Raw genomic sequence first — 22119 nt, forward strand, 5'->3', positions numbered from 1 at the left:
GCTGAGCGAACTCGCTCACCCGCACAACCGCGTATCGCCCGCGCCGGGCCGCCGCACCGCGGCCCGGCGCGGGCCGCCGTGTGCCCACCGGAGTCACCGCCGGTCAACGCCCCACATATGCTCATCCGCATGAGCGAAGCAGCGCAGTTGGACCCCGAAGACCGCAAGATCATCACGCTGGCCCGCTCCGTGCGGGCCCGCAACTCCGTGCCGGAGGGCGCCGCCGTCCGCGACGAGACGGGGCGTACGTATGTGGCCGGGACCGTGGCCCTCGACTCGCTGAAGCTGAGCGCCCTCCAGACCGCCGTCGCCATGGCCGTGGCGAGCGGTGCCACGTCCCTGGAGGCCGCGGCCGTGGTGACCGACGCGGAGAGCGCCTCGGAGGACGACCGCGCGGCCGTCCGGGACCTCGGCGGGGCCGGGACCCCGGTGCTGCTGGCGGGCCCCGACGGCACCCTGCGGGCCACGCTGGACGCCTGAACCGCCCCGCCCGCCCCCGGCGGGTCGTACGAGGCCGGGACGGCTGGTCCGAGCGGGTCGGGGCATCGGGGAGAATGGGGGCCATGACTGCCGGTACCTCCCCGTCCCCGACCGAGCAGCGGGAGACCCCGCACCGCTCGGGCTTCGCCTGCTTCGTCGGCCGCCCCAACGCGGGCAAGTCGACCCTGACCAACGCGCTGGTGGGGACGAAGGTCGCGATCACCTCGAACCGCCCGCAGACTACCCGCCACACCGTCCGCGGCATCGTGCACCGCCCCGACGCCCAGCTGGTGCTCGTCGACACCCCCGGTCTGCACAAGCCGCGCACCCTGCTCGGCGAGCGGCTCAACGATGTGGTGCGCACGACCTGGGCCGAGGTCGACGTCATCGGCTTCTGCCTGCCCGCCGACCAGAAGCTGGGCCCCGGCGACCGCTATATCGCCACCGAGCTCGCGGGGATCAAGAAGACCCCCAAGGTCGCGATCGTCACCAAGACCGATCTGGTCGAGCCCGAGCAGCTGGCCCAGCAACTGATCGCCATCGACCGGCTCGGCAAGGAGCTGGGCCTCGAGTGGGCCGAGATCGTCCCGGTGTCGGCGGTCGGTGACCAGCAGGTGGATCTGCTGGCGGATCTGCTGGTCCCGCTGCTGCCCGAGGGCCCGACCCTCTACGCCGAGGGCGACCTTACGGATGAGCCCGAGCAGGTCATGGTGGCGGAGCTGATCCGGGAGGCCGCGCTGGAGGGCGTACGGGACGAACTGCCGCACTCCATCGCGGTGGTGGTGGAGGAGATGCTGCCCCGCGAGGGCCGCCCCGCGGACCGGCCGCTCCTGGACATCCACGCCAACCTCTACATCGAGCGGCCCAGCCAGAAGGGCATCATCATCGGCCCCAAGGGCCGCCGCCTGAAGGACGTGGGCACCAAGTCCCGCAAGCACATCGAGGCGCTGCTGGGTACGCCGGTCTTCCTCGATCTGCATGTGAAGGTGGCCAAGGACTGGCAGCGCGACCCGAAGCAGTTGCGGAAGCTGGGGTTCTGAGCGCGGCGCGTGGGCGGCCTCGGCGCATCCGCCGAGGCCGTGTGCGCCGAGGCCGCGTGCGCCCCGTCCGCGTTGCCCCGGCCGCGTGCGCCCCAGCCGTGTTGCCCTGGCCGCGCGGCCCTTACGCGCCTTCCTTCAGTACCGCGCGGATCAGTTCCCGCTGGGCGTCGCTCAGCTGGGGATCCGCGGCGTGGATGGTGCGGCCGTCGACGGTGATCTCGTACTGGAAGCCGTCGGGGACGCCGCGGGGGGCCGTGGTGTGGCCGGTCTCGACGGCCTGGTGGGCCAGGGCGTCCAGATGGGTGGCGTCGGGCCGGCCGGTGGTGTCCAGCTCGGCCCGGCGCTCGATTCCGGCGAATCCGCCGGTGCGGGTGACGGAGATGCGCATGGCTCCATCACTACCCGATGGCGTGCCCTAGCGCGCGCCCACGTGAGCCCGCAGATCGGTGATGCCCACCCCGGCCCATGCCTCCCGCACCGCCGCCTGCTCCTCGCCCTCGCCGTAGCGGGCGTGTGCCGCGGCCACCGTGAGCTGGGCGAAGTCGGCGAACTCCGCGTCGGAGGCCAGATCGCCGCCGGTCAGCACGTCGTACCAGATCTGCCCGGCGCGCTCCCAGGCGTTGCCCCCCAGGGCGGTGGCGGCCAGGTAGAAGGCGTGGTTGGGGATGCCGGAGTTGATGTGGACGCCGCCGTTGTCACGTGAGGTGTGGACGTAGTCGTCCATCGTGCCCGGCTGCGGGTCCTTGCCCAGCGCATCGTCGTCGTACGCCGTGCCCGGGGCCTTCAGCGAGCGCAGGGCCACCCCGGTGACCCGGTCCGTCAGCAGCCCCGCGCCGATCAGCCAGTCGGCCTCCTCGGCGCCGTGGCCGAGCACATGCTGCTTGACCAGGGAGCCGAAGACGTCGGACATCGACTCGTTGAGCGCCCCGGACTGGCCGAAGTACTCGAGGTTGGCGGTGTACTGCGTGACGCCGTGGGTGAGCTCGTGGGCCATCACGTCGACCGGGATGGTGAAGTCCTGGAAGACCTCGCCGTCCCCGTCGCCGAAGACCATCTGCTCGCCGTCCCAGAAGGCGTTGTTGTAGTTCTCGCTGTAGTGGACGCTCGCGTTCAGCGGCAGCCCCGAGTCGTCGATCGAGCGCCGGCCGTACGCCTTGAGGAAGAGCTCGAAGGTCGCGCCGAGCCCGTCGTACGCGCGGTTCACCGAGTCGTCCCCGCTCGCCTGGTCGCCCTCGCCGCGGGTCTTCCGGCCCGGCAGCGAGGTCCGGTGCTGGGCGTCGTAGATGGTGCGCTCTGGCGTGTCGGAGGGCGCGGCCGCCCGCGCGGCCGGGATGACGCCGCGCACGGTGGTGATCCGGCGGCGGGTGCGCTGCAGGGCGTCGTGCTCGAGGGTGCGGCGGGCGGGATCGGCCAGCGACGCGTCCTCGGCGTGGGACAGCTTGTCCAGGACGTGCGGCGGCACGATCGTGCAGAAGGCGGTGTGGCGGTGACCGCGGGCGAGGCGGGCGAGGCGGGCGAGGCGGGCAAGGTGGGCATTGGCATTGGCGTCCATGGCTGGCAATGTCGCATCGCGTGATGCCTGTGTCACGCCTTGCGGTCATGATTGCTGAAATCGAGTGGAAGATGTGTATTCCTCCGAAGCACATGCTTCGGTCCGCATAGTGATACGGGTCCGCCCCGCCCGCGCGTCTCGGTTAGGCTGCTCCCCATCATGCGTTTCGGGCTGCTTCTTCTTAGCTGCCGCGGCGAGGGCCTGTAGTCGAACGGCCGACCCCCTCCCCGCGGAGTTCGGCGTTGCTCTGATCTCGCCCCGTCGGCCGCCCCAGGACCTCCGCGACAGCGGATTCGTCCAGCGGACAGCGGACTATCCAAGGAGCCCCGCGCACCATGACTCACTCCGACACGCCCGGCCATTCCGAGACCTCCGAGACTCCCGCGGTCTCCGGTGCCGCCGTCGGCCGTCCCACCCCCATCACCGCCGCGAGTGTCACCCAGCGCCCCTCGGGGATGCCGATCCACAAGTACGGCCCGTACGAGGCCGTCGACATCCCGGACCGCACCTGGCCGGACAACCGCATCACCGTCGCGCCGCGCTGGCTGTCCACCGATCTGCGGGACGGCAACCAGGCGCTGATCGACCCGATGTCCCCGGCCCGCAAGCGCGAGATGTTCGACCTGCTGGTGCGCATGGGCTACAAGGAGATCGAGGTCGGCTTCCCCTCCTCCGGCCAGACCGACTTCGACTTCGTACGGTCGATCATCGAGGAGGGCGCGATCCCGGAGGACGTGACGATCTCCGTCCTCACCCAGGCGCGCGAGGAGCTGATCGAGCGCACCGTGGAGTCGCTGCGCGGGGCGCACAAGGCCACCCTGCACCTGTACAACGCCACCGCCCCCACCTTCCGCCGCGTCGTCTTCCGCGGCACCCGGGAGCAGGTCAAGCAGATCGCGGTGGACGGCACCCGGCTGGTGGTGGAGTACGCCGACAAGATCCTCGGCGATGACACGGTCTTCGGCTACCAGTACAGCCCGGAGATCTTCACCGACACCGAGCTGGACTTCGCGCTGGAGGTCTGCGAGGGCGTCATGGACGTCTGGCAGCCCGAGGAGGGCCGCGAGATCATCCTGAATCTGCCGGCCACCGTCGAGCGCTCGACCCCGTCCACCCACGCGGACCGCTTCGAGTGGATGTCGCGCCATCTGTCCCGGCGCGAGCACATCTGCCTGTCGGTGCATCCGCACAACGACCGCGGCACCGCCGTCGCCGCCGCCGAGCTGGCGATCATGGCCGGGGCGGACCGCATCGAGGGCTGCCTGTTCGGCCAGGGCGAGCGCACCGGCAATGTGGACCTGGTGACGCTGGGCATGAACCTGTTCTCCCAGGGCGTCGACCCGCAGATCGACTTCTCGCAGATCGACGAGATCCGCCGCACCGCCGAGTACTGCAACCAGATGGAGATCCACCCGCGCCACCCCTACGCGGGCGATCTGGTCTACACCGCCTTCTCCGGCTCCCACCAGGACGCCATCAAGAAGGGGTTCGAGGCGCTGGAGGCGAGCGCGGCCGAGCAGGGCAGGACGGTGGACGAGATCGAGTGGGCCGTCCCGTACCTGCCCATCGACCCCAAGGACGTCGGCCGCTCCTACGAGGCCGTGATCCGGGTGAACTCCCAGTCCGGCAAGGGCGGCATCGCCTATGTCCTGAAGAACGACCACAACCTGGACCTGCCGCGCAGGATGCAGATCGAGTTCTCCAAGACGATTCAGGCCAAGACCGATGCCGAGGGCGGCGAGGTCACCCCGGGCCAGATCTGGGCGGCCTTCCAGGACGAGTACCTGCCGACCGACGACAACCGGTGGGGCCGTATCTCGCTGCGCAGCGCGCAGACCTCGACCACCACCGAGGACACCGACGCGCTCACCGTCGAGGCGGTCGTGGACGGCGCCGAGACGGTGCTGACGGGCACCGGCAACGGCCCGCTGGCGGCCTTCTTCGACGCCCTGGCCGCGATTGACGTGGACGTACGGCTGCTGGACTACTCCGAGCACACCCTGAGTGAGGGCGCCGCGTCCCAGGCCGCCGCGTACATCGAGTGCGCGATCGGCGGGCAGGTGCTGTGGGGTGTCGGGATCGACGCCAACATCGTGCGCGCCTCCCTGAAGGCCGTCGTCTCCGCGGTGAACCGGGCTCGCCGTTGATCCTTTCGGATTTCTTCGGATTCCTTCAGGTGGGTAGGTGAACTTTCACCGGTCTGATCGGATGACTTCATCACCCCGTTGACCTGGTCACCCACATGGGCCCCGTTCACCCCGCGAGGTGGGCGGGGCCTCGGGTTTGGCCTGTTGTCTCCGTTCGGGGTACTGACGTCACATCATGGATGTGGCTAGCATCACGTCAACGCGGCAACGTGGCCGAAGCGTTATGGAGGTGTGACGTGGTGCACCGGCGAGCCCGCCGTGACCGGGACCTGTGTGTGGTAGGCGTACGCACTCTGTGGCGGACCGTCGGCGATGGTGAGTTCTTCTGCCCCGAATGCGGAGGTGACCGCAACTACCGCCGCCGTACCGGCCGCCGTCGCATCGTGGTGCTCGGCCTGCCGGTACTGCCGCGCGGACCGGTCGCGCCCATCGTGGAATGCGCGGCCTGTGTCAGCCGCTACGGCACGGAGGTGCTCGACCACCCCACCACCACCCGCTTCTCCGCGATGCTCCGCGACGCGGTGCACACCGTGGCCCTCGCGGTCCTCGCCGCGGGCGGCACCGAGGCGACGGCGGTCCGGCAGGTCGCGGTCGGCGCGGTGCGCGCCGCCGGGTTCGCCGACTGCAGCGAGGAGCAGCTGCTCGCGCTCATCGAGGCCCTCGCCGCCGACACCGGGCGGCTGCCGGGCGCGTGCGGTGAGCGGGACGGTCTGGACCCGTGCGGTACGGCGCTGGCCATCGAGCTGCACGAGGCCCTGGAGCCGCTGGCCCCGCATCTGGCCCCCACCGGCCGGGAGGCCATCCTCCTCCAGGGCGCCCGGATCGCCGTGGCCGACGGCCCGTACCGCCCGGCCGAGCGCGCGGTCCTGGAAACGGTCGGCCGGGCGTTGATGATCTGTCCCGACGACACGGCCCGCCTGCTCGCCGCCACCCGGGCGGCGTTCTGAGCGGAGGGCTCCGGTCCGCCCCGCGTACTCCCCAGGGAGTAATCGCCCCCTCCTCGCCCCCGGCGTAGTAGCCGCCATGTCCGTCGCCGGCGCGACGTATCGGCGTCTTGGCGCCGGAAGTCTGGGGGCATGCAGACGACATCGTCAGGGATCCCGAGAGATCCCCACCAACCGGACGCGCCACCGCCCGCCGCGGCCGGGGCGCCACCCGCCGCGGCCGGCGGCAAACGGCGGCGCTCACTGCCCTGGGCGGTCATCGCGGGCTGGGTGCTGCTGCTCCTCGTCGCCGTCCCCTTCGCGGGCAAGCTCGAGGGCGCCAAACGGGACACGGCCGTCGACTACCTCCCGGCGGGCGCCGACTCCACCCAGGTGGCCCGGCTCCAGGAGCGGCTGCCCGGTGGCGACACCATCGACCTCGTCCTCGTCTTCCACCGCGACGGCGGGCTGACCGACGACGACCGTAAGGCGGCCGGCGGGCGGGTCGCCGAGGTGGCCGGGCGCCATGACCTCGTCGGTGGCACGGCGCCGCGCGCCATTCCGTCCAAGGACGGCATGACCGTGATGTACCCCATGGCGCTCACCGGCCTGACGGACGAGAAGGAGCGGGCCGACGCCGTCAAGGACGTCCGCGCCGAGCTCGCCTCCCACCCCGAGGGCCTGACCGTCCAGGTCGGTGGTCCCGGGGCGCTCAGCGCCGACTCGCAGGAGGTCTTCGCCTCCACCGACGGCACGCTGATGTTCGCCACCGCCGGGGTGGTCGCCCTGCTGCTGATCATCACCTACCGCAGTCCGCTGCTGTGGCTGGTGCCGCTGGGGGTGGTCGGCGTGGCCGCCATGGCCGCGATGGCGATCGTCTACGGCCTCGTCCAGGGCTTCGACCTCATCGTCACCAGCATGAGCTCCTCGATCATGACGGTGCTGGTCTTCGGCGCGGGCACCGACTACGCCCTGCTGATCGTGTCCCGCTACCGCGAGGAGCTGCGCCGCCACCGCGCCCCGTACGACGCGATGCGCGAGGCCCTGCGCGGCTGCGGTCCGGCCGTGCTCGCCTCCAGCGGCACCGTGGCGGCCGGGCTGCTGTGTCTGCTCGCCGCCGACCTCAACAGCAGCAGCGGCCTTGGTCCGGTCGGCGCGGTCGGGGTCGTCTGCGCGCTGGCCGCCATGATGACGCTGCTGCCCGCGGTGCTGGTGCTGCTGGGGCGGCGGGTGTTCTGGCCGCTGATCCCCGTCTACGGCAGTGAACCGCGGGCGACCCGGCGCGGGTTCTTCGAGGCGATGGGCGACTCGGCCCGCCGCCGGCCCGGAGCCGTACTCCTCGGCGGTGCCGCGCTGCTGGGCGTCCTCGCCCTCGGGGTGCTCAATCTGCCCGGCGACCTCAAGCAGGAGGACACCTTCACCGACAAGCCCGAGTCGGTGGCCGCCACCCAGACCCTCGCCGCCGCCTATCCGGACAGCAGCAGCCAGCCCATCAGCGTGATGGCGCGCACCGCGGGCGCGGACGAGGTGCTGCGGCGGGCGCGCGGCACGGAGGGGGTCGCGCGGGCGGACGCCGGGCGCAGCGGCGGCGGCTGGACGGAGATCGACGTCTTCCCGCGGGGCGCCCCGCAGTCGGCCGAGGAGACGGCCGCGCTGCACGCCCTGCGCTCGGGTCTGGTGCGGGTCGAGGGCGCCGACGCGCTGGTCGGCGGCCCCAGCGCCCAGCAGCTCGATATGAAGGACACCAACGCCCGTGACCGGATGCTGGTCATCCCGCTGGTGCTGATCGCCGTGCTGCTGATCCTCGCCGCCCTGCTGCGCAGCCTCGTCGCGCCGCTGGTGCTGGTCGTCGCCGTGGTCGCGGTGTGGGGCGCGGCGATGGGGCTCGGCGGGCTCTTCTTCGACCCGGTCTTCGGCTTCGCCGGGGTCGACCCCGGGCTGCCGCTGCTCTCCTTCGTCTTCCTGGTCGCCCTCGGCGTGGACTACGGCATCTTCCTGATGCACCGGATGCGGGAGGAGTCGCTGCGCGGGGCGGATGTCCCGGACGCGGCGGTGACCGCGCTGCGCACGACGGGCGGGGTGATCGCGTCGGCCGGTCTGGTGCTGGCGGCGACCTTCGCGGTGCTGGCCTCGCTGCCGATGGTGATGCTGGTCGAGATGGGGTTCGTGGTGGCGGTCGGAGTGCTGCTCGACACCTTCCTCGTGCGGACGTACCTGGTGACGTCGGCGAGCCTGCTGCTGAAGCGGTGGGTGTGGTGGCCGGGCGCCCTCTTCCGCCGTACGCCCGCCTCGCCGGCCCCGGCCGCCCAGGACGGACCCGCCGCCGGGTCCCGTCCGGAACCGGCCGTACGCGGCGGCTGACGCCGTCCCTCAGCCCGGACCGGCCGCACAGGGGACTGCCGGTCCGGGACACCCTCGTACCGCCCCAGGCCGCCCCAGGCCGCCCCCAGGCCGCTCTACGGCCGCCTCCTGGCCGTTCCATGGCCCTCTCTGGCCGCTCTCCGGATCCGTGCAGCCCTATGTGATCCGTACCGCCCTATGGGACGCGTACAGCCCTATGGCTCGGCCCGAGGCGGATCCCCGAGGATGGAGCCCGTGCCCGTACCTCCTACGACCCACTCCACGACCCACTCCGCGCCCCACCCGCCGGAGCGTGCCGTCGGCGCGCGGCACCCCGCCGCGCGCTTCGCCGTCCACCGCGCGATCGCCTCCGCGTCGCGCGCCCTGCACAACGGCCCCCGCCCCGCCGAGGCCCCGGAGGAGGCCCGCGGGCGGCGGCGGGTGGACGCCCGGATCGCCGGTGCGGTGCTGGTCCTCCAGGTGATCCTGGCACTGCTCAACCTCGACCGGAACGGCCACCGCCCGGACGCGTTCGGCTGGGTGCTGCTCGCCGCCAGCGCCACGGTGCTCATCGGGCGGCGGCACAGCCCGATGGTGGTCACCGTGGCGGTGGTGTTCATGGTCGGGCCGTACCACGCCATGGACAACGTCCATATCGCGGTCGTCCCGGCCGGGCTCCTCGCCGTCTACACGCTCGCCGTCATGGGCCCGCCGCTGCGGTCCTTCCTCACCGTCACCGCCGTGATCTCGATCATGGTGTCGGTGATGGCCCTGAGCGGGAAGCCGCACGCCGGTCTCGACATGCTGCGCACCTCCGGCTGGGTGCTGTCGGTCGTGGTGATCGGCGAGGCGGTGCGCATCCACCGCAAGTACATCGCCGCGATCCTGGAGCGGGCCGAACGCGCCGAGCGGACCCGCGAGGACGAGGCGGCCCGGCGGGTCGCCGAGGAACGGCTGCGCATCGCGCGCGATCTGCACGATCTGCTCGCGCACAGCATCACCCTCATCGGCGTCCAGACCTCCGTCGCGGCGCATGTCCTGATCGCCGACCCCGAGCGGCTGGACCGCGAGGCGATGGCCAAGTCGCTCGACTCGATCGCCGACACCTGCCGGGACGCCCGCGCCGAACTCCGGGCCACCCTTCAGGTGCTCCGCGGCGGCGCGGGCGGCGACGCCGACCGCGCGGACGAGGAGGACACCGGGCCGCTGCCGGGGCTCGCCGGACTCGCCGACCTGGCCGCGGCGGCGGAGGCGGCGGGCGTCCGCGTGGACCTTACGGTCGACGTGGAGGCGTCCGAGCTGTCGCCCGCCGTGGGCGCCGCCGCGTACCGGATCGTGCAGGAGGCCCTGACCAACGCCGTCCGTCACGCGCCCGGCACAAGGGTGCGGATCACGCTCGTACGGGACGAGGGGGAGCTGAGCGTCGCCGCCGTGGACGACGGCCCCGGGGGCGAGGAACCGCTCCTTACCGCACCCGTCGAAACGGGCTACGGCATTGTGGGCATGCGCGAGCGGGCCCGCAGCGTCGCGGGCACCCTGTCCGCCGGACCGCGCGAGGACGGGCCCGGCTTCGCGATCAGGGCCGCGCTGCCGTGGGGGAGGGGCGGCCCGCCCGGCGGCCGTAAGGGCACCGCCCCAGGTCCCGGCGCCGCCCCAGGCAACGCCACCGGCACAGGCAACGCCACCGGCACCGGACAGACCGCCGCACCGACCAGGGAGGCCACCGCATGACCACGCCACCGGACCCGCCGTCCGGGACCAGACCAGTGGACCCCGCACCGGCCGCCGCCCCTGGCGCCGCCGCCCCCGGGGCCGCCGCGCCGATCAGGGTGCTGCTCGCGGACGACCAGACGCTGGTCCGTTCCGCCTTCGCTATGCTGGTCTCCTCGGCCCGCGACATGGACGTGGTCGGGCAGGCGGGCACCGGCCGCGAGGCCGTGGAACTGGCCCGCACCGCCCGCGCCGACCTCGTGGTCATGGACATCCGGATGCCCGATCTCGACGGCATCGAGGCCACCCGCCGGATCGCCGCCGACGAGGACCTCGCCGGGGTCAAGGTGCTCGTGCTGACGACGTACGACACCGATGAGCACATCGTCGAGGCGCTGCGCGCGGGCGCGTCCGGCTTCCTGGTGAAGGACACCCGGCCGGCCGAACTCCTCGACGCCATACGGACCGTGGCGGCGGGGGAGTCCCTGCTCTCGCCCGGTCCCACCGCCCGGCTCATCGCCCGCGTCCTGCGCCTGCCGGAGGCCCCGCCGCCCGGCGTTCCCGCGCCCGCCGCGCTGGCCGCGCTCTCCGAACGCGAACGGCAGGTGCTCACCCTCGTCGCCCGGGGCCTCAACAACGCCGAGGCCGCGCAGACCCTCGGCCTCTCGCCGCTCACCACCAAGACCCATGTCAGCCGCATCATGGGCAAGCTGGGCGCCCGCGACCGCGCCCAACTCGTCATCGCGGCCTATGAGTCCGGCCTGGTCACCCCGACTTGTCGGTCGGAATCTCCTTGATCTCGGCCGTCGGGGCGTTCTTCTTGACGGATTCGACGCCCTTCTGCGCGGCGGACTTCGACTCATAGGCCTCGCCGACCGCGATGATCTCGCCGTTGCCCGCCTTCAGCCGGAAGCGGTGCTTGCCGCGCTTGTCCTCGTAGATCTCGAACTTGCCTGCCATGGATGCCACCTCCACTAGGGCGTGTCCGGCGGATCTTGCCGCCTGCGGCGGGCTGCTCCCCTCCCGCCCCTTCCCGCAGCATCGATCTGCGGCTCCGCCGCGTGGTCCGCTGGACACCTCGTCGTCCCGGGCCCCTCAAACCACCGTAGAGCGGGCAATGCGGGCTCGCACTCCCACAGCCGATCAGGCAAAGGGCGTCAGGGAGCGCCGAACAGCGGGCGGCACGGCTCCAGTCCGGCGATCTCGACCGGGGTGGCGCGGTGCTCCTCCCAGGCCGCGCGGTCCAGCCGCAGCCGCTGAAGGGTGCGGGCCTCGCCCCGTACGGCGAGCACGGACAGCCCGTCGGGCCGGTAACCGAGCCGCCGGGACACGCCCAGCGAGCGGCCGTTCTCCACCATCGCGCCCGAGACCAGCGACAGCGCGCCCAGCCCCTCGAACGCCAGGTGCGCCACCGCCGCCCGCATCTCCGTGCCCAGACCCTTGCCCTGGTGGGCGGTGCCCAGCCAGGATCCGGTCTCGGCCTCCCGCGTGACGGCGAACTCGGTCGCGAACAGGTCCTGCCGCCCGATCACCGCCCCCTCGTGCAGCACCGCGAGGCTCAGCGTCCACTGCTCCGGCCGCCATTCGGCGATGGTGCGCAGCACATGCTGGAAGGTGCCGCGTCCGCGCTCCTCCGGGGGCACGTCGGTCCACGGGACGGCGAAGGGCATCTCGTCCGGGTCGTGCACCCCGCCCGCCGCGACCGCGGCGAGCTCGTCGAGCAGAGGGACGTCGGGAAGCCGCAGCTCCAGGCGCGGCGTACGCAGGCGAAGCCCGTACGGGGGCCAGTAATGGGGGTCCATGACGGGAGGCTGCCGGAGCCGCGGACGCCGAGTCGAACCAATTACGGCCGACCGTGTGGCCCGCCCCGCTCATGGGCGCACAATTCGTTTGCCGTAGTGCGGTGTTCGGACGCATCCTGTCCCGATGTTGATCCGACGAGAGACCCGCTCCGACATCGACGCCATACGGGCCGTCACCTCGGCCGCGTTCGCGAAGTCGGACACCTCGGACACCTTGAGCGGCTCGAACCCCCCGCCTCCGGTCGAGGCCACGCTGCTGGACGAGCTCCGGGTCAGCGACGGCTGGCTGCCCGCGCTCTCGTTCGTCGCCACCGGCGACCGCGGCGAGGTGATCGGCCATGTCGTGTGCACCCGCGGCCATGTCGGCTCCGACCTGGCCCTCGCCCTCGGCCTCGGCCCGCTCAGCGTGCACCCCGCCCATCAGGGCCGTGGCGTGGGCCTCGCGCTCGTCCACGCGGTGCTCGGCGCCGCGGACGCGTTCGGCGAATCGCTGGTCGCCCTGCTGGGCAGCCCCGCCTACTACGGCCGGTTCGGCTTCCGCCCGGCGACCGAGTACGGCATCACGGCCCCGGATCCGGCCTGGGGCGAGTACTTCCAGGTCCGGACCCTGACCGCCTATCAGCCGACCGTCAAGGGCCCCTTCAGGTACGCCGAGCCGTTCGACCACGTCTGACGCGGCGAGAGCCAAGGCCCACAGAGCCAAGGCCCACAGAGCCGAGGCTCACTGCGGCGGCGAAGAACCGAGCTCACCACGGCGGCGAAGATCCGAAGCTCATTGCGGCGACGCGTCGGGCGGCGGAAGCCGGACGATCCGCTCCCGGTCCACCGACTCCACGCCGTCCACCGCCCCCAGCACCGGGATCCGGTCCTCCGCGATCGTCCCGGACAGCGAGCCCAGGATCGGCTGCTCACCGGTGACCGTCAGCCCGACCCGGCGCGCGGCCTCCACCACCTGGGCGAACCGGTCCGGGTCGACCGAGAGGATGACCCCGACCGGCCCGGACCGTGCCGTCTGCCCCATGGCGCCCCCGCTCACGGGGCCTGGAGCAGACCCGCGCCGATGTCCGCGCCCGGTTGCGCCAGCGGATGGGCACCGGACAGCAGACGGGTGCTCAGGTCGGCCGCTGAGGCCTCCGGATGCGCCTGGGCCAGCAGCGTGACCACACCGGCGGCATGCGGCGTCGCCATGCTGGTGCCGCTCATCGTCTGGTACGTGCCGTCGGGCGCGGCCGAGAAGATGTCGACCCCGGGCGCCGCGATATTGACCTCCCCGCCCGCGCCGTTGATGGCGCCGCAGGAGAAGAACGCGGTCCCCAGGTCCTTGCCGAGCGCCGCCACCGCCAGGATGGACGGGCAGTTGGCGGGCCGTCCCACCGGCGCCACGAAGCCGGGCCGCCGACTCTCGTTGCCCGCCGCGGCCACGATCACGGTGCCGCGCCGCAGTGCGCGCCGCGCCACGTTCTCGTAGGTCTGCGGGAACAGCTCGCCCGGCTCCACCGGAGCCCCGAGCGACATGGAGATCACCCGGGCGCCCTGGGCGACCGCCCAGGCCATCCCCGCCAGGATCTCGCCGTCGGAGCCCACGCCCTGGTCGCTGAGCACCTTGCCGACCAGCACCCGGGCCTCACCGGCCACGCCGTACCGGGGCGCGTGCCCGGGTTTGGCCGGACCGGCCACGGTGCCGACGCAGTGGGTGCCGTGGCCATGGCCGTCCTCGACGCTCGCCCCGGACACGAAGGAGGCGCTCGCCTCGACGCATCCGGTCAGATCCGGGTGGTCGGTGTCCACCCCGGTGTCGAGCACGGCGACCTTCACCCCGCTGCCCGTCAGATGCGACCAGCTGGCGCGGATCCCCTGGAGTCCCCAGGTGGTGTTCTGCTCGTCCCACGCCGGTCCCAGCGAGGTGGCGAGCTCGGCCCGGGTGTGCCGGGACACCTCGTCATCGTCGCTGCGGTACGTCGGGAAGAAGCCGGTCAGCGTGCGTTGCGGCTCCGTGATCACCGACGCGTACACCACGCGCTCCGGCTCCGTCGCGATGATCGTCGACTCCGCCTCCGCCGTGGTGACCAGCGCATGGCGCTGGTCCGGCTGCACATCGACGACGGCGACGCCGAGTTCGTCGAAGACCACCGACACATCGGCGCGCCCGAGCAGCTCCGCCGCCCCGGGCTCGGCCCCGCGGACGCGCTCCACGGACGAGATCCCCACGGACGAGCGCAGTGCCTCCATACCGCGGTCGGGCTCGTGCTGATCGAGCAGGACCACATACCGCCCGGTGTACTCGGTCTGCTGCGCCCCCAGCGGCATACCTGCCCGCTGGTGCGGCCGTTCCCCGTTCGGTCCCTTACCCATGGGCCCCACGGGCCCAGGTCCGTTCGTCATTGCCTTTCTCCGCTCCTGTGCGCGGGCAGTGTGCTCCCCGGGATGTTTCACCCGCCCCCACAGTCCCCCGAGCCCCCACGTCCCCCTTATGCCCACCGTCACCCCCCGCGTGGGGGCCCGCAACTCGGGGCGCGGGCGCCCCCGCACATCGATCGAAGAGCGGGGGCTCGAAGGGGCGGGGGAGAACTGTGGCGGTCGCCAAGGGCAACGCGGAGGCGCTGACGCGGTCCGGGCTCGCGGGCCGACGAAGTTGAGCATGGTCTGACCCCCGTACAGCACCATGCCGACTTCCATCGGACGTGCGGCATCAACCATGAGCGTTTGTGCCGACCCTCCACGGATTCTCGCCGGCGCCCCGCAGGAGGACGCCGGACCTCACCCGAACTGGCCGGGCTGGTAGTCGCCGGCGGGCTGCTGGACGATGACGTTCAGCCGGTTGTAGGTGTTGATGATGGCGATGATCGACACCAGAGCGGCGAGCTGCTCCTCGTCGTAGTACTTGGCGGCGTTCGCCCACGCCTCGTCCGTGACACCACCGGACGCGTCGGCGATGCGGGTGCCCTGCTCCGCCAGCTCCAGGGCGGCGCGCTCGGCGGCGGTGAACACCGTGGCCTCCCGCCAGACCGCGACGAGGTTCAGGCGCGTCGAGGTCTCCCCGGCCTTCGCGGCGTCCTTGGTGTGCATGTCGGTGCAGAAGCCGCAGCCGTTGATCTGGCTGGCGCGGAGCTTCACCAGCTCCTGCGTCGCGGCAGGCAGCGCCGAGTCGCCGATCACCTTGCCCGCGGAGTTGAGGTGCTTCAGGAACGTGCCGAGGAGCGGGTTGCCGAAGAGGTTCAAGCGAGCGTCCATGATGGGCTCTCCTATGCGGTTGCCGTGGTTACACCTCCCTGACGGAACGGCTCGGAGAGATGTGACAGGCCCGAATGTGACCTGCGTCTCTCATGGCGGGGACGCCGCTCAGGTCGTGGATTCGGCCGGTCCGCTTCCGGGCCGCCACCGCCACCGCCACCGCCACTGCCACCGCCACCGCCACCGCCACCGCCATCGGCACCGCCCGCTGACGGCCGTCGGCTTCGGATCAGCCGCCGCCCCTGGACCCCGGGGTCCAGGGGCGGAGCCCCTGCCACGCGGCGCCTAGTGCGTCAGCGTGTACCAACCGGTGCTGCCCACCGTGATGCACACGGCCCAGGCCCACCGCAGCGCTTTGGGGGAGATGCGGACGGAGAAGGTCACGTGCTCGTCGAGGTTGACCTCGAGGTGTCGCCGGGGCTTGCGGTCGGCCATGCGGAATCTCCTTGGTATTCGTGGCCCTCGGTCATGTGCCGGGGCCCGCCTGGTGAGGGACTGACGGGGTGTTCGGCTCCAACTGCCAGGAAGGGGGGAACACCACGTCGGATACGTACGCCTGCCCGCGGACAGGTGTCGTGTAGTTAACGCAGCCACGTCGCTCGACGCAACTAAACCCGCACTAACCACTGACAAAGCGTCAGCCGTCAGCTGTCGGAGGGTGACACTACAATCCCCCTCCGCTTCAGGGACATTGATCCGCATAGCTCTCATCGCCGACCATAGCGGCCATACTTACCGGCGGGTACTCCGCAACTTTGCGATAGGGAGCGCATGTAAATGCACTTAACGCGCCAGTTGGCCCCACGTTCGGTATGGCCAACGCCACATTCCAGGTGGCGATGAAACATCCCAAGGGCCGCTTGGTCGGCATATTCGGCGTGTCTTCGCGAAAGCGTCATATCCGGTATGCGGCGCGACGACGCTCAGCAGGAGTTTTTGGCTCTCCGGCGTCGGCTAATTGCCACTCGAATTGGTGGCTGCCTGCTGTCCGGCTAAGTGATTGCCCGGGCGATCTATCCACGGCGGATGCAGCGACGTGATTGCGAATGCAAATCGTGTGTGGGTGGTGCGTGTGAGCGGTGAGCAATGGCGGTGTTGGCCGGAAACCGCCGCCCCTCCCTTCCTGGCAGTTGGAGCAGGGGCGGCGGCCCTCACCAGACGTGGAGAACCACGCCCGCTTACTTCGTCGTTGACCCCACGGATGTGCGGGCAGCGTCGCTGTTCCGGCCTCCGCCCAGTCAACGACTGGACCGAGGATAGTGTTTTTCTGTGCGGTTCGGATGCACTACAAGGGGTGAATTTGTGTTATTCGCAACACTGTTCTGACCGTTCAGAAGAATGAAAAACCTCGGCTCCGGACCCGATCTCTCAGTGCGTTCTGATAGCGGAACCTCTGATCCCGCCAGGGCATCGAGGTGCCGCATGATGAGCATGTGGCCGGTTTTCGTCACCTTCTAATAGGGCGGCCAAAATTGCCGACGGCCGTCCTCGGCGGCCCGCTTACTCGGGGCTGGTGGGCCGGTCGCACGTCGCGGCTCGGCGGGCTTGGCCGGCTTGGCGGGCGCGGTGGTTGGCGACGTTGGCGCGGTTGCCGCACAGCCCGGGCATGCAGTAGCGGCGGCTGCCGGGCCGGGTGGTGTCGATGAACGCTCCCCGGCAGGTCGGCGCGGTGCACGGGCGGAACCGCCGCTCGCCGAGGGTGTGGACGACCCCGAGGATGCCCATGCCGCAGATCAGTGAGAGGGCGTCGGCGATGGTCGCCCCGTCCCGGAGCGGGACGGCCCACCGCACGCGGCCCTCGTGCGCGGGGTCCGGCATCAGAGTGGCGCCCTGGGCGGACGAGGTGAGCCTGGTGGCACCGGCGATGAGGCGGTCGCGGTCGGGGCGATCGATCAGGTCCCGCACGGTGGTCCGCAGCGCGTGCACCGCATGGAGGTCGGATATGCGTCCGCGGCGGGCGAGTTCGGCCAGTGCGCCCGGAACGTCGTCGTCACCTCCGGGCCGGTCGCCGTGCGGTTCGGTGAACGCGACGAGGGCGGCCAGGTCGGGCAGGCGGTCGTCGCCGCGCCAGACCTCGGCGGTGGTGTTGACCAGCTCGGTCGCGATCCCCGCCGCCCAGACGTAATCGTCCAACGCCACTTGCATCGTTGACGCACTCCTCGCTACGTTCGGCTAAACGCCATTTTAACCATTACAGGCGCGTGCCAGTCGCTCATCGCCAACCGCCGGCCCCGCCCCCACCCCCCCCGTTCCGTGAGGAGACCTCGCCCATGCCAGAGCTGAAGATCGACGCCGTCGTCTTCGACGTGCTCGGCACGCTCGTCGACGAACCCACCGGCATCCGCGCCGGTATCCGTGAACTCGCCCCGGCGCTCGACGATTCCGGGATCGAGCGGCTGTTGTCGCTGTGGCAGCGGCATATCGACCGTGAGCAGCGCCGCATCCTCGACGGCACCCGGCCCTACGCCACCACTGAGGTCCTCGACCACGAGGCCGCCCGGCTCGTCGCCGACGCCGCCGGAGTCGACGACCCGGCCGCCGTGGCGGCGCTGGCCCTGTCCGGCCGCCGGCTCCCGCCGTGGTCCGACACCGTGGCGGGGCTGGCCCGGCTCGCCGAACGGTTCCCGCTGATCGGGCTCTCCAACGCGAGCCGGACGGCGCTGCTGGAACTCAACGCCCACGCCGGACTGCGCTGGCACCAGGCTCTGTCCGCCGAGGACGCCCGGACCTACAAGCCGGATCCGGCGGTCTACGAGCTGGCCGTCACCGTCTCCGGACGGCCGCCGGAGCGGCTGCTGATGGTCGCCGCCCACGCCTGGGACCTGCGCGGTGCGCAGGCTCTCGGCCTGCGTACCGCCTATGTCGCCCGCCCCGTCGGCGACCCGCCCGGCTCCTCGGACCGGTTCGACCTGCACGCCGACGGCCTGGCCGATCTGACCGATCAACTCGACAGGAGCTTGCTCCCGCAATAGTCAGCGCTTGCAATCATCCGCGTACGCAACTATTGTCTCGAGTCGCCCTCGCATACCTGCGAAACACACCCGCGAACGGAATGGCTGAAGCGATGACCCGGACCCCCGAGCAGATCTTCCACGACCACGGCCAAGCGCTCGGCTCGGGCGACCTGGACAGGATCGGCGCCAACTACGCGGAGGACGCGGTCTTCGTGACGCCCTCCGGTGTGCTGCGGGGCCGCGAAGGGGTGAAGCGGGGCATCGGCGCGCTGCTCGGCGATCTCCCCAATGCCGCCTGGGAGTTGAAGCCCCAGTTCGCGGATGACGTTCTCTTCCTCGAGTGGTCGGCCGCCACCGTCCATGCGCGGGTGGAGGACGGAGTCGACACCTTCGTCTTCCGTGACGGCCTCATCCAGGCCCAGACCGTGCGCTACACCCTGGTCGCCGAAGAGGGCTGAGTCGCGGCGAAACCGCCTGGGCCGGTGGTCAGCGCACCAGGGGGAGGAAGACCGTGTCCACGATCTCTTCGAGGGCGTCGTCGGGCACGGGGGCGAAGGCCGTGAGGATTTCGTGGCGCAGCAGGTCGAAGGGGAGCGACTTGATGCGTTCGGTGAGGAGTTCCGGTTTGATCTCGCCGCGGTCCACGGCGCGGCCGAAGAGTGCGTCGAGAGCTTCCGCGCGTCCGGTCACGAGGGGGTCGCGCAGGTCGCCGGGGCTGTTTCCGGTCTCCTGGTGGTAGTCGGCCAGGTGCATGCTCATGACGGTGATGAACTGGACGCGGGTGGAGTTGATCTCCCGCATGAGGGTGAGGATGTCCTCCCGCAGGCTTCCCGTGTCGGGAACGTCGAGGCGGGACTCCTTCAGGGTGTGGACGATGGCCGCCCGGACGAGGTCGTCGCGGTTGGCCCAGCGGCGATAGAGGACGGGCGGGCTGGTGCCCGCGCGCTTGACGACGGCGTCCATGGTGAACCTGGCGTAGCCGGTGTCGGTGAGTTCTCCCCAGGCCGCGTCGAGGAGCGCCTTCTCCAGTGCCGCTCCGCGGCGTCGCTCGGGCATGCGTCCCTCCCTCTCCTTTAGATAGACTTGCCTTTCTTATTCTAGCGCCTTACTCTGACCGCCGTAAGATAGACTGCTATATCTTAAGGCGGCTGGTCATGAGCGCTCCCAACCGGTCCGACCCCACATCCGCGGCGCCGGACCCCCACCGTGTGGATCCCGATCGTGCGGGCCCCGGTCGTGCGGGCCCTGATCGTGTGGACCCCGCCGTGTGGCGCATGGCGATCACCCTCATCGTGGGCGCCCTCGCCGTCGTCTTCGACACCACCATCGTCAGCGTCGCGCTCAACGACCTGGCAAGGGAACTCGACGCCCCGCTGTCCACCATCCAGTGGGTGAGTACCGGCTACCTGCTGGCGGTGTTCGTCACCATCCCACTCGCCGGATGGGCCCAGTCACGGCTCGGCGGCCGACATCTGTGGATCGCGGCCCTGGGCGTGTTCCTGCTCGGCTCGATCCTGAGCGCGCTGGCGTGGGACGCGACCAGCCTGATCGTCTTCCGCGTCGTCCAGGGCGCCGCGGGCGGCATCATGATGCCGCTCATGGCCACGCTGCTCATGCAGGCCGCCCAGGGCCGCAACATCGGCAAGGTCATGGCCATCATCACCGTGCCCACCGCACTCGGCCCGATCCTCGGCCCGGTCCTGGGCGGCCTCATCCTGCAGCTGGCCGACTGGCGCTGGCTGTTCTTCGTCAACATTCCCTTCTGCGTCGTCGGCACCTGGCTCGCCTGGCGCGATCTGCCCGACGACCGACCGGCGCCCGACCGCCCCCGCGCCCGCCTGGACACCGTCGGCCTGCTCCTGCTCTGTCCGGGCTTCGCCGCCCTCGTCTACGGCCTCTCCCAGGTCGAGGGCAGTGCGGGCCTCGCCGACGCCAAGGTCCTCATCCCGCTGATCGGCGGACTCGTCCTGGTCGGGGGCTTCACCGCCCGGGCGCTGCCCCGCGCCACCGGCGCCCTGGTCAATGTGCGGCTGTTCCGCCACCGCGCGGTGGCCTCCTCCTCCACCCTGCTCCTCCTGGGCGGTATCTCCCTGTACGGGTCGATGATGCTGCTGCCCCTGTACTTTCAGCAGGTCCGCGGCGAGGACGCCCTCGGCGCCGGACTGCTGCTCATCCCGCAGGGTGTCGGCGCGCTCCTCGCCCGCGGCCTGGCAGGCGCGTACACCGATCGCATCGGCCCCCGCGGGGTCGCCTTCGCGGCATTCGCTTTCGTCGCCGCGGCCACCGTGCCGTTCGCCTTCGTCACGGCCGACACCAGCGAAGTCCTGCTCATGGCCGCGCTGTTCGTCCGCGGTATCGCTCTGGGCGCCGCCATGATCGCGCCCATGGGCGCCGCGTACGTCGGGCTGGAGCACGGGGAGATCCCCGACGCCAGCATCATCACCCGCGTCGCCCAGCAGCTCGGCGGCGCCGTGGGCATCGCCGTCCTCGCCGTCATCCTCCAGCACAGCACCGGCGGCGCCCACACCCCGGGCGCCCTGGCCGACGGCTTCGGCACCGCCTTTTGGTGGTCGGTGGCCCTCACCGCCGTCGCCGTCCCGCTGTGTCTGCTCCTGCCCAGCCTCCCCGAACCGGCGGCCCCCGACGACGCCGCCGAAGCGGAAGTCACCAAACCCTGAAAGGCGACCACTCGGCCCGGCCGCGCACCCCAACCGCACGGCCTGGCTGCGCCTGGTCGCGTGACCGTGTCGCGTCCTTCCTCCCGCTCACATCCCTGTTCACACCCCTGCTCACACCCGTGTTAGCAGGCCGTTAGCGGAGCGGCAGCCTTGCGGTAGGGGGCCCGACCAGAGTGGGTGACGCACCGAGGAGAACACCACACCGACTGCCCCTGGGGGGGACCCGAAATGAGCTCCAACACCATCACCCGCACCGTCCGTCGCCGCACCATGCGCGTTGCCGCCGCGGTCCTGATCGCAGCCGCCGGTTTCAGCCTGACCGCCTGCAATGACTCGGACGCCAACGCCTCGAAGCCCGCGGCCTCCGCCAGCTCCGGCAGCGCGGACTCCTCCACCGGAGCGAAGGGCTCCGACACCAAGACCGATGCCAAGGCCGATGCCAAGGCCGACGCCAAGACCGACGCCAAGACCGACACCAAGGCGGGCGCCGCGGACGAGGCGGCATCTCCGGACCGCACCGAGACCTTGGCGGACGGCAGCACGGGCGAGATCTACAAGCTCGGCGAGCAGCACTATCGCCTCAAGATCGTCAACGACGGTGACGTCCTGGCCACGTTCGAGGCGAACGGGGAGGACGCCGGGCTCGACGGCAACGGCATGTATGTCGTGCTCACGATAGGCGGCGAGGTCCAGTCCTGGATGGGCGGCGAGCACCAGGGGCCGGGCACCTTCAAGCTCGCGGGCGGTTGGACGGCCAAGGTGACGAAGGTCGGCGAGGGCCATTACCGTGCGGACATCATCGGCCACGGTGACGTCATGGGCACGATGGAGGCGAACGGGCAGGACGCCGGGCTCGACGCCAACGGCGTGTACATCGTGCTCAGCGCCGGCGGCGAGATCAGCGCCCACGAGTAGCCCACGAGTAGCCCACGAGTAAACGTCAGTGCCCGCTAAACGTCAGTGCCCGCCCGGCCGCGGCGGTGGAGCCACCTTCCGGTGGCTCCACCGCCGCGGCCGGTGGCTTTGCGGGCCCCGGCCCGAGAAGCTCCGGCCGCACATCGACGTCAACGCCGTTCTGCCTCCTGCGCCGCCGGCTCCAGCCCCTCTGACCAGCCCCTCTGACCGGCTTCTCCGACCGGCTTCGACAAAAACCAGTGGAGCGGCACCGCTCCGCGCCATTACCTTGCTGCCGACCCAAGTCGTCCAGGCAAGGACGTGCCGTTGTACACCGTGTGAGACCTCCCAAGCGCTGATTTGTCGCG

General features: G+C 71.3%; 22 protein-coding genes. 12 read left to right on the plus strand and 10 right to left on the minus strand.

What is annotated here, in order from left to right:
* Positions 1-129 precede the first annotated feature (129 nt).
* Entirely contained in the window at positions 130-480 is a 351-nt protein-coding gene (locus JK364_RS09815) for a cytidine deaminase-like protein (protein WP_201849661.1), read from the plus strand.
* Between the two features lie 83 nt (positions 481-563).
* Positions 564-1520, plus strand: a complete 957-nt coding sequence (gene era, locus JK364_RS09820; protein ID WP_201849662.1) for a GTPase Era — start codon at positions 564-566, stop codon at positions 1518-1520.
* A 121-nt stretch (positions 1521-1641) separates the two neighbouring features.
* On the opposite strand, the gene JK364_RS09825 is transcribed toward era, so the two are convergent.
* Both JK364_RS09825 and JK364_RS09830 read right to left on the minus strand, forming a co-directional pair.
* Entirely contained in the window at positions 1642-1908 is a 267-nt protein-coding gene (locus tag JK364_RS09825; RefSeq protein ID WP_201849664.1) for a protealysin inhibitor emfourin, read from the minus strand.
* A 27-nt stretch (positions 1909-1935) separates the two neighbouring features.
* A complete protein-coding gene (locus tag JK364_RS09830; protein WP_230991647.1) occupies positions 1936-3072 on the minus strand; it encodes a M4 family metallopeptidase in 1137 nt (378 codons plus the stop codon).
* Positions 3073-3407: 335 nt separating this feature from the next.
* On the opposite strand from JK364_RS09830, the gene leuA reads away from it, so the two are divergent.
* From leuA to JK364_RS09855, 5 genes are all read left to right on the plus strand, one after another.
* Positions 3408-5219: a 2-isopropylmalate synthase gene (gene leuA, locus JK364_RS09835; RefSeq protein ID WP_201849666.1), complete on the plus strand. Its 1812-nt coding sequence runs from the start codon at positions 3408-3410 to the stop codon at positions 5217-5219.
* A 236-nt stretch (positions 5220-5455) separates the two neighbouring features.
* Positions 5456-6166, plus strand: a complete 711-nt coding sequence (locus JK364_RS09840; protein WP_201849668.1) for a TerB family tellurite resistance protein — start codon at positions 5456-5458, stop codon at positions 6164-6166.
* 129 nt (positions 6167-6295) lie between these two features.
* Positions 6296-8503 carry an MMPL family transporter gene (locus JK364_RS09845; RefSeq protein WP_230991648.1) on the plus strand — a complete coding sequence of 736 codons (2208 nt, stop codon included), beginning with the start codon at positions 6296-6298 and terminating at the stop codon, positions 8501-8503.
* 225 nt (positions 8504-8728) lie between these two features.
* A complete protein-coding gene (locus JK364_RS09850; RefSeq protein ID WP_230991649.1) occupies positions 8729-10213 on the plus strand; it encodes a sensor histidine kinase in 1485 nt (494 codons plus the stop codon).
* Between the two features lie 143 nt (positions 10214-10356).
* Positions 10357-10989 (plus strand): response regulator, encoded by a 633-nt coding sequence (locus JK364_RS09855; protein WP_230991729.1) that lies wholly within the window; start codon positions 10357-10359, stop codon positions 10987-10989.
* On the opposite strand, the gene JK364_RS09860 is transcribed toward JK364_RS09855, so the two are convergent.
* Together JK364_RS09860 and JK364_RS09865 are read right to left on the minus strand one after the other, a co-directional pair.
* Positions 10958-11152, minus strand: a complete 195-nt coding sequence (locus tag JK364_RS09860; protein WP_044581945.1) for a YegP family protein — start codon at positions 11150-11152, stop codon at positions 10958-10960. The two genes, JK364_RS09855 and JK364_RS09860, sit on opposite strands and share 32 nt — an antisense overlap.
* A gap of 197 nt (positions 11153-11349) precedes the next feature.
* Entirely contained in the window at positions 11350-11994 is a 645-nt protein-coding gene (locus JK364_RS09865; protein ID WP_201849669.1) for a GNAT family N-acetyltransferase, read from the minus strand.
* 124 nt (positions 11995-12118) lie between these two features.
* On the opposite strand from JK364_RS09865, the gene JK364_RS09870 reads away from it, so the two are divergent.
* Positions 12119-12667, plus strand: a complete 549-nt coding sequence (locus JK364_RS09870; RefSeq protein ID WP_201849671.1) for a GNAT family N-acetyltransferase — start codon at positions 12119-12121, stop codon at positions 12665-12667.
* Positions 12668-12766: 99 nt separating this feature from the next.
* Here the strand turns inward: JK364_RS09870 and JK364_RS09875 are convergent, their stop codons facing one another.
* From JK364_RS09875 to JK364_RS09895, 5 genes are all read right to left on the minus strand, one after another.
* On the minus strand, positions 12767-13015 hold the full coding sequence (locus tag JK364_RS09875; protein ID WP_201849673.1) for a hypothetical protein: 249 nt from the start codon (positions 13013-13015) through the stop codon (positions 12767-12769).
* 11 nt (positions 13016-13026) lie between these two features.
* Positions 13027-14346, minus strand: a complete 1320-nt coding sequence (locus JK364_RS09880) for a S8 family peptidase (RefSeq protein ID WP_230991650.1) — start codon at positions 14344-14346, stop codon at positions 13027-13029.
* A 405-nt stretch (positions 14347-14751) separates the two neighbouring features.
* Entirely contained in the window at positions 14752-15225 is a 474-nt protein-coding gene (locus JK364_RS09885) for a carboxymuconolactone decarboxylase family protein (RefSeq protein ID WP_201849677.1), read from the minus strand.
* A 285-nt stretch (positions 15226-15510) separates the two neighbouring features.
* Positions 15511-15660: a hypothetical protein gene (locus JK364_RS09890; RefSeq protein WP_201849679.1), complete on the minus strand. Its 150-nt coding sequence runs from the start codon at positions 15658-15660 to the stop codon at positions 15511-15513.
* A 1065-nt stretch (positions 15661-16725) separates the two neighbouring features.
* The gene (locus tag JK364_RS09895; RefSeq protein WP_201849680.1) at positions 16726-17370 is read right to left on the minus strand and encodes a CGNR zinc finger domain-containing protein; all 645 of its coding nucleotides are present in this window, start codon (positions 17368-17370) and stop codon (positions 16726-16728) included.
* Positions 17371-17495: 125 nt separating this feature from the next.
* Here JK364_RS09895 and JK364_RS09900 point away from each other — a divergent pair, with 125 nt between their 5' ends.
* Both JK364_RS09900 and JK364_RS09905 read left to right on the plus strand, forming a co-directional pair.
* Positions 17496-18197: a haloacid dehalogenase type II gene (locus JK364_RS09900; RefSeq protein ID WP_201849682.1), complete on the plus strand. Its 702-nt coding sequence runs from the start codon at positions 17496-17498 to the stop codon at positions 18195-18197.
* Positions 18198-18289: 92 nt separating this feature from the next.
* Complete coding sequence (locus JK364_RS09905; RefSeq protein ID WP_230991651.1) at positions 18290-18637, plus strand: nuclear transport factor 2 family protein; 348 nt, start codon at positions 18290-18292, stop codon at positions 18635-18637.
* A gap of 28 nt (positions 18638-18665) precedes the next feature.
* Here JK364_RS09905 and JK364_RS09910 read toward each other — a convergent pair whose 3' ends face one another.
* The gene (locus JK364_RS09910; protein ID WP_201849684.1) at positions 18666-19235 is read right to left on the minus strand and encodes a TetR/AcrR family transcriptional regulator; all 570 of its coding nucleotides are present in this window, start codon (positions 19233-19235) and stop codon (positions 18666-18668) included.
* A gap of 218 nt (positions 19236-19453) precedes the next feature.
* Here JK364_RS09910 and JK364_RS09915 point away from each other — a divergent pair, with 218 nt between their 5' ends.
* Entirely contained in the window at positions 19454-20857 is a 1404-nt protein-coding gene (locus JK364_RS09915; protein WP_201849686.1) for an MDR family MFS transporter, read from the plus strand.
* A gap of 228 nt (positions 20858-21085) precedes the next feature.
* On the plus strand, positions 21086-21772 hold the full coding sequence (locus tag JK364_RS09920; RefSeq protein ID WP_201849688.1) for a hypothetical protein: 687 nt from the start codon (positions 21086-21088) through the stop codon (positions 21770-21772).
* Positions 21773-22119 lie beyond the last annotated feature (347 nt).

This window comes from Streptomyces endocoffeicus (assembly GCF_016741935.1).
Taxonomy (GTDB): domain Bacteria; phylum Actinomycetota; class Actinomycetes; order Streptomycetales; family Streptomycetaceae; genus Streptomyces; species Streptomyces endocoffeicus.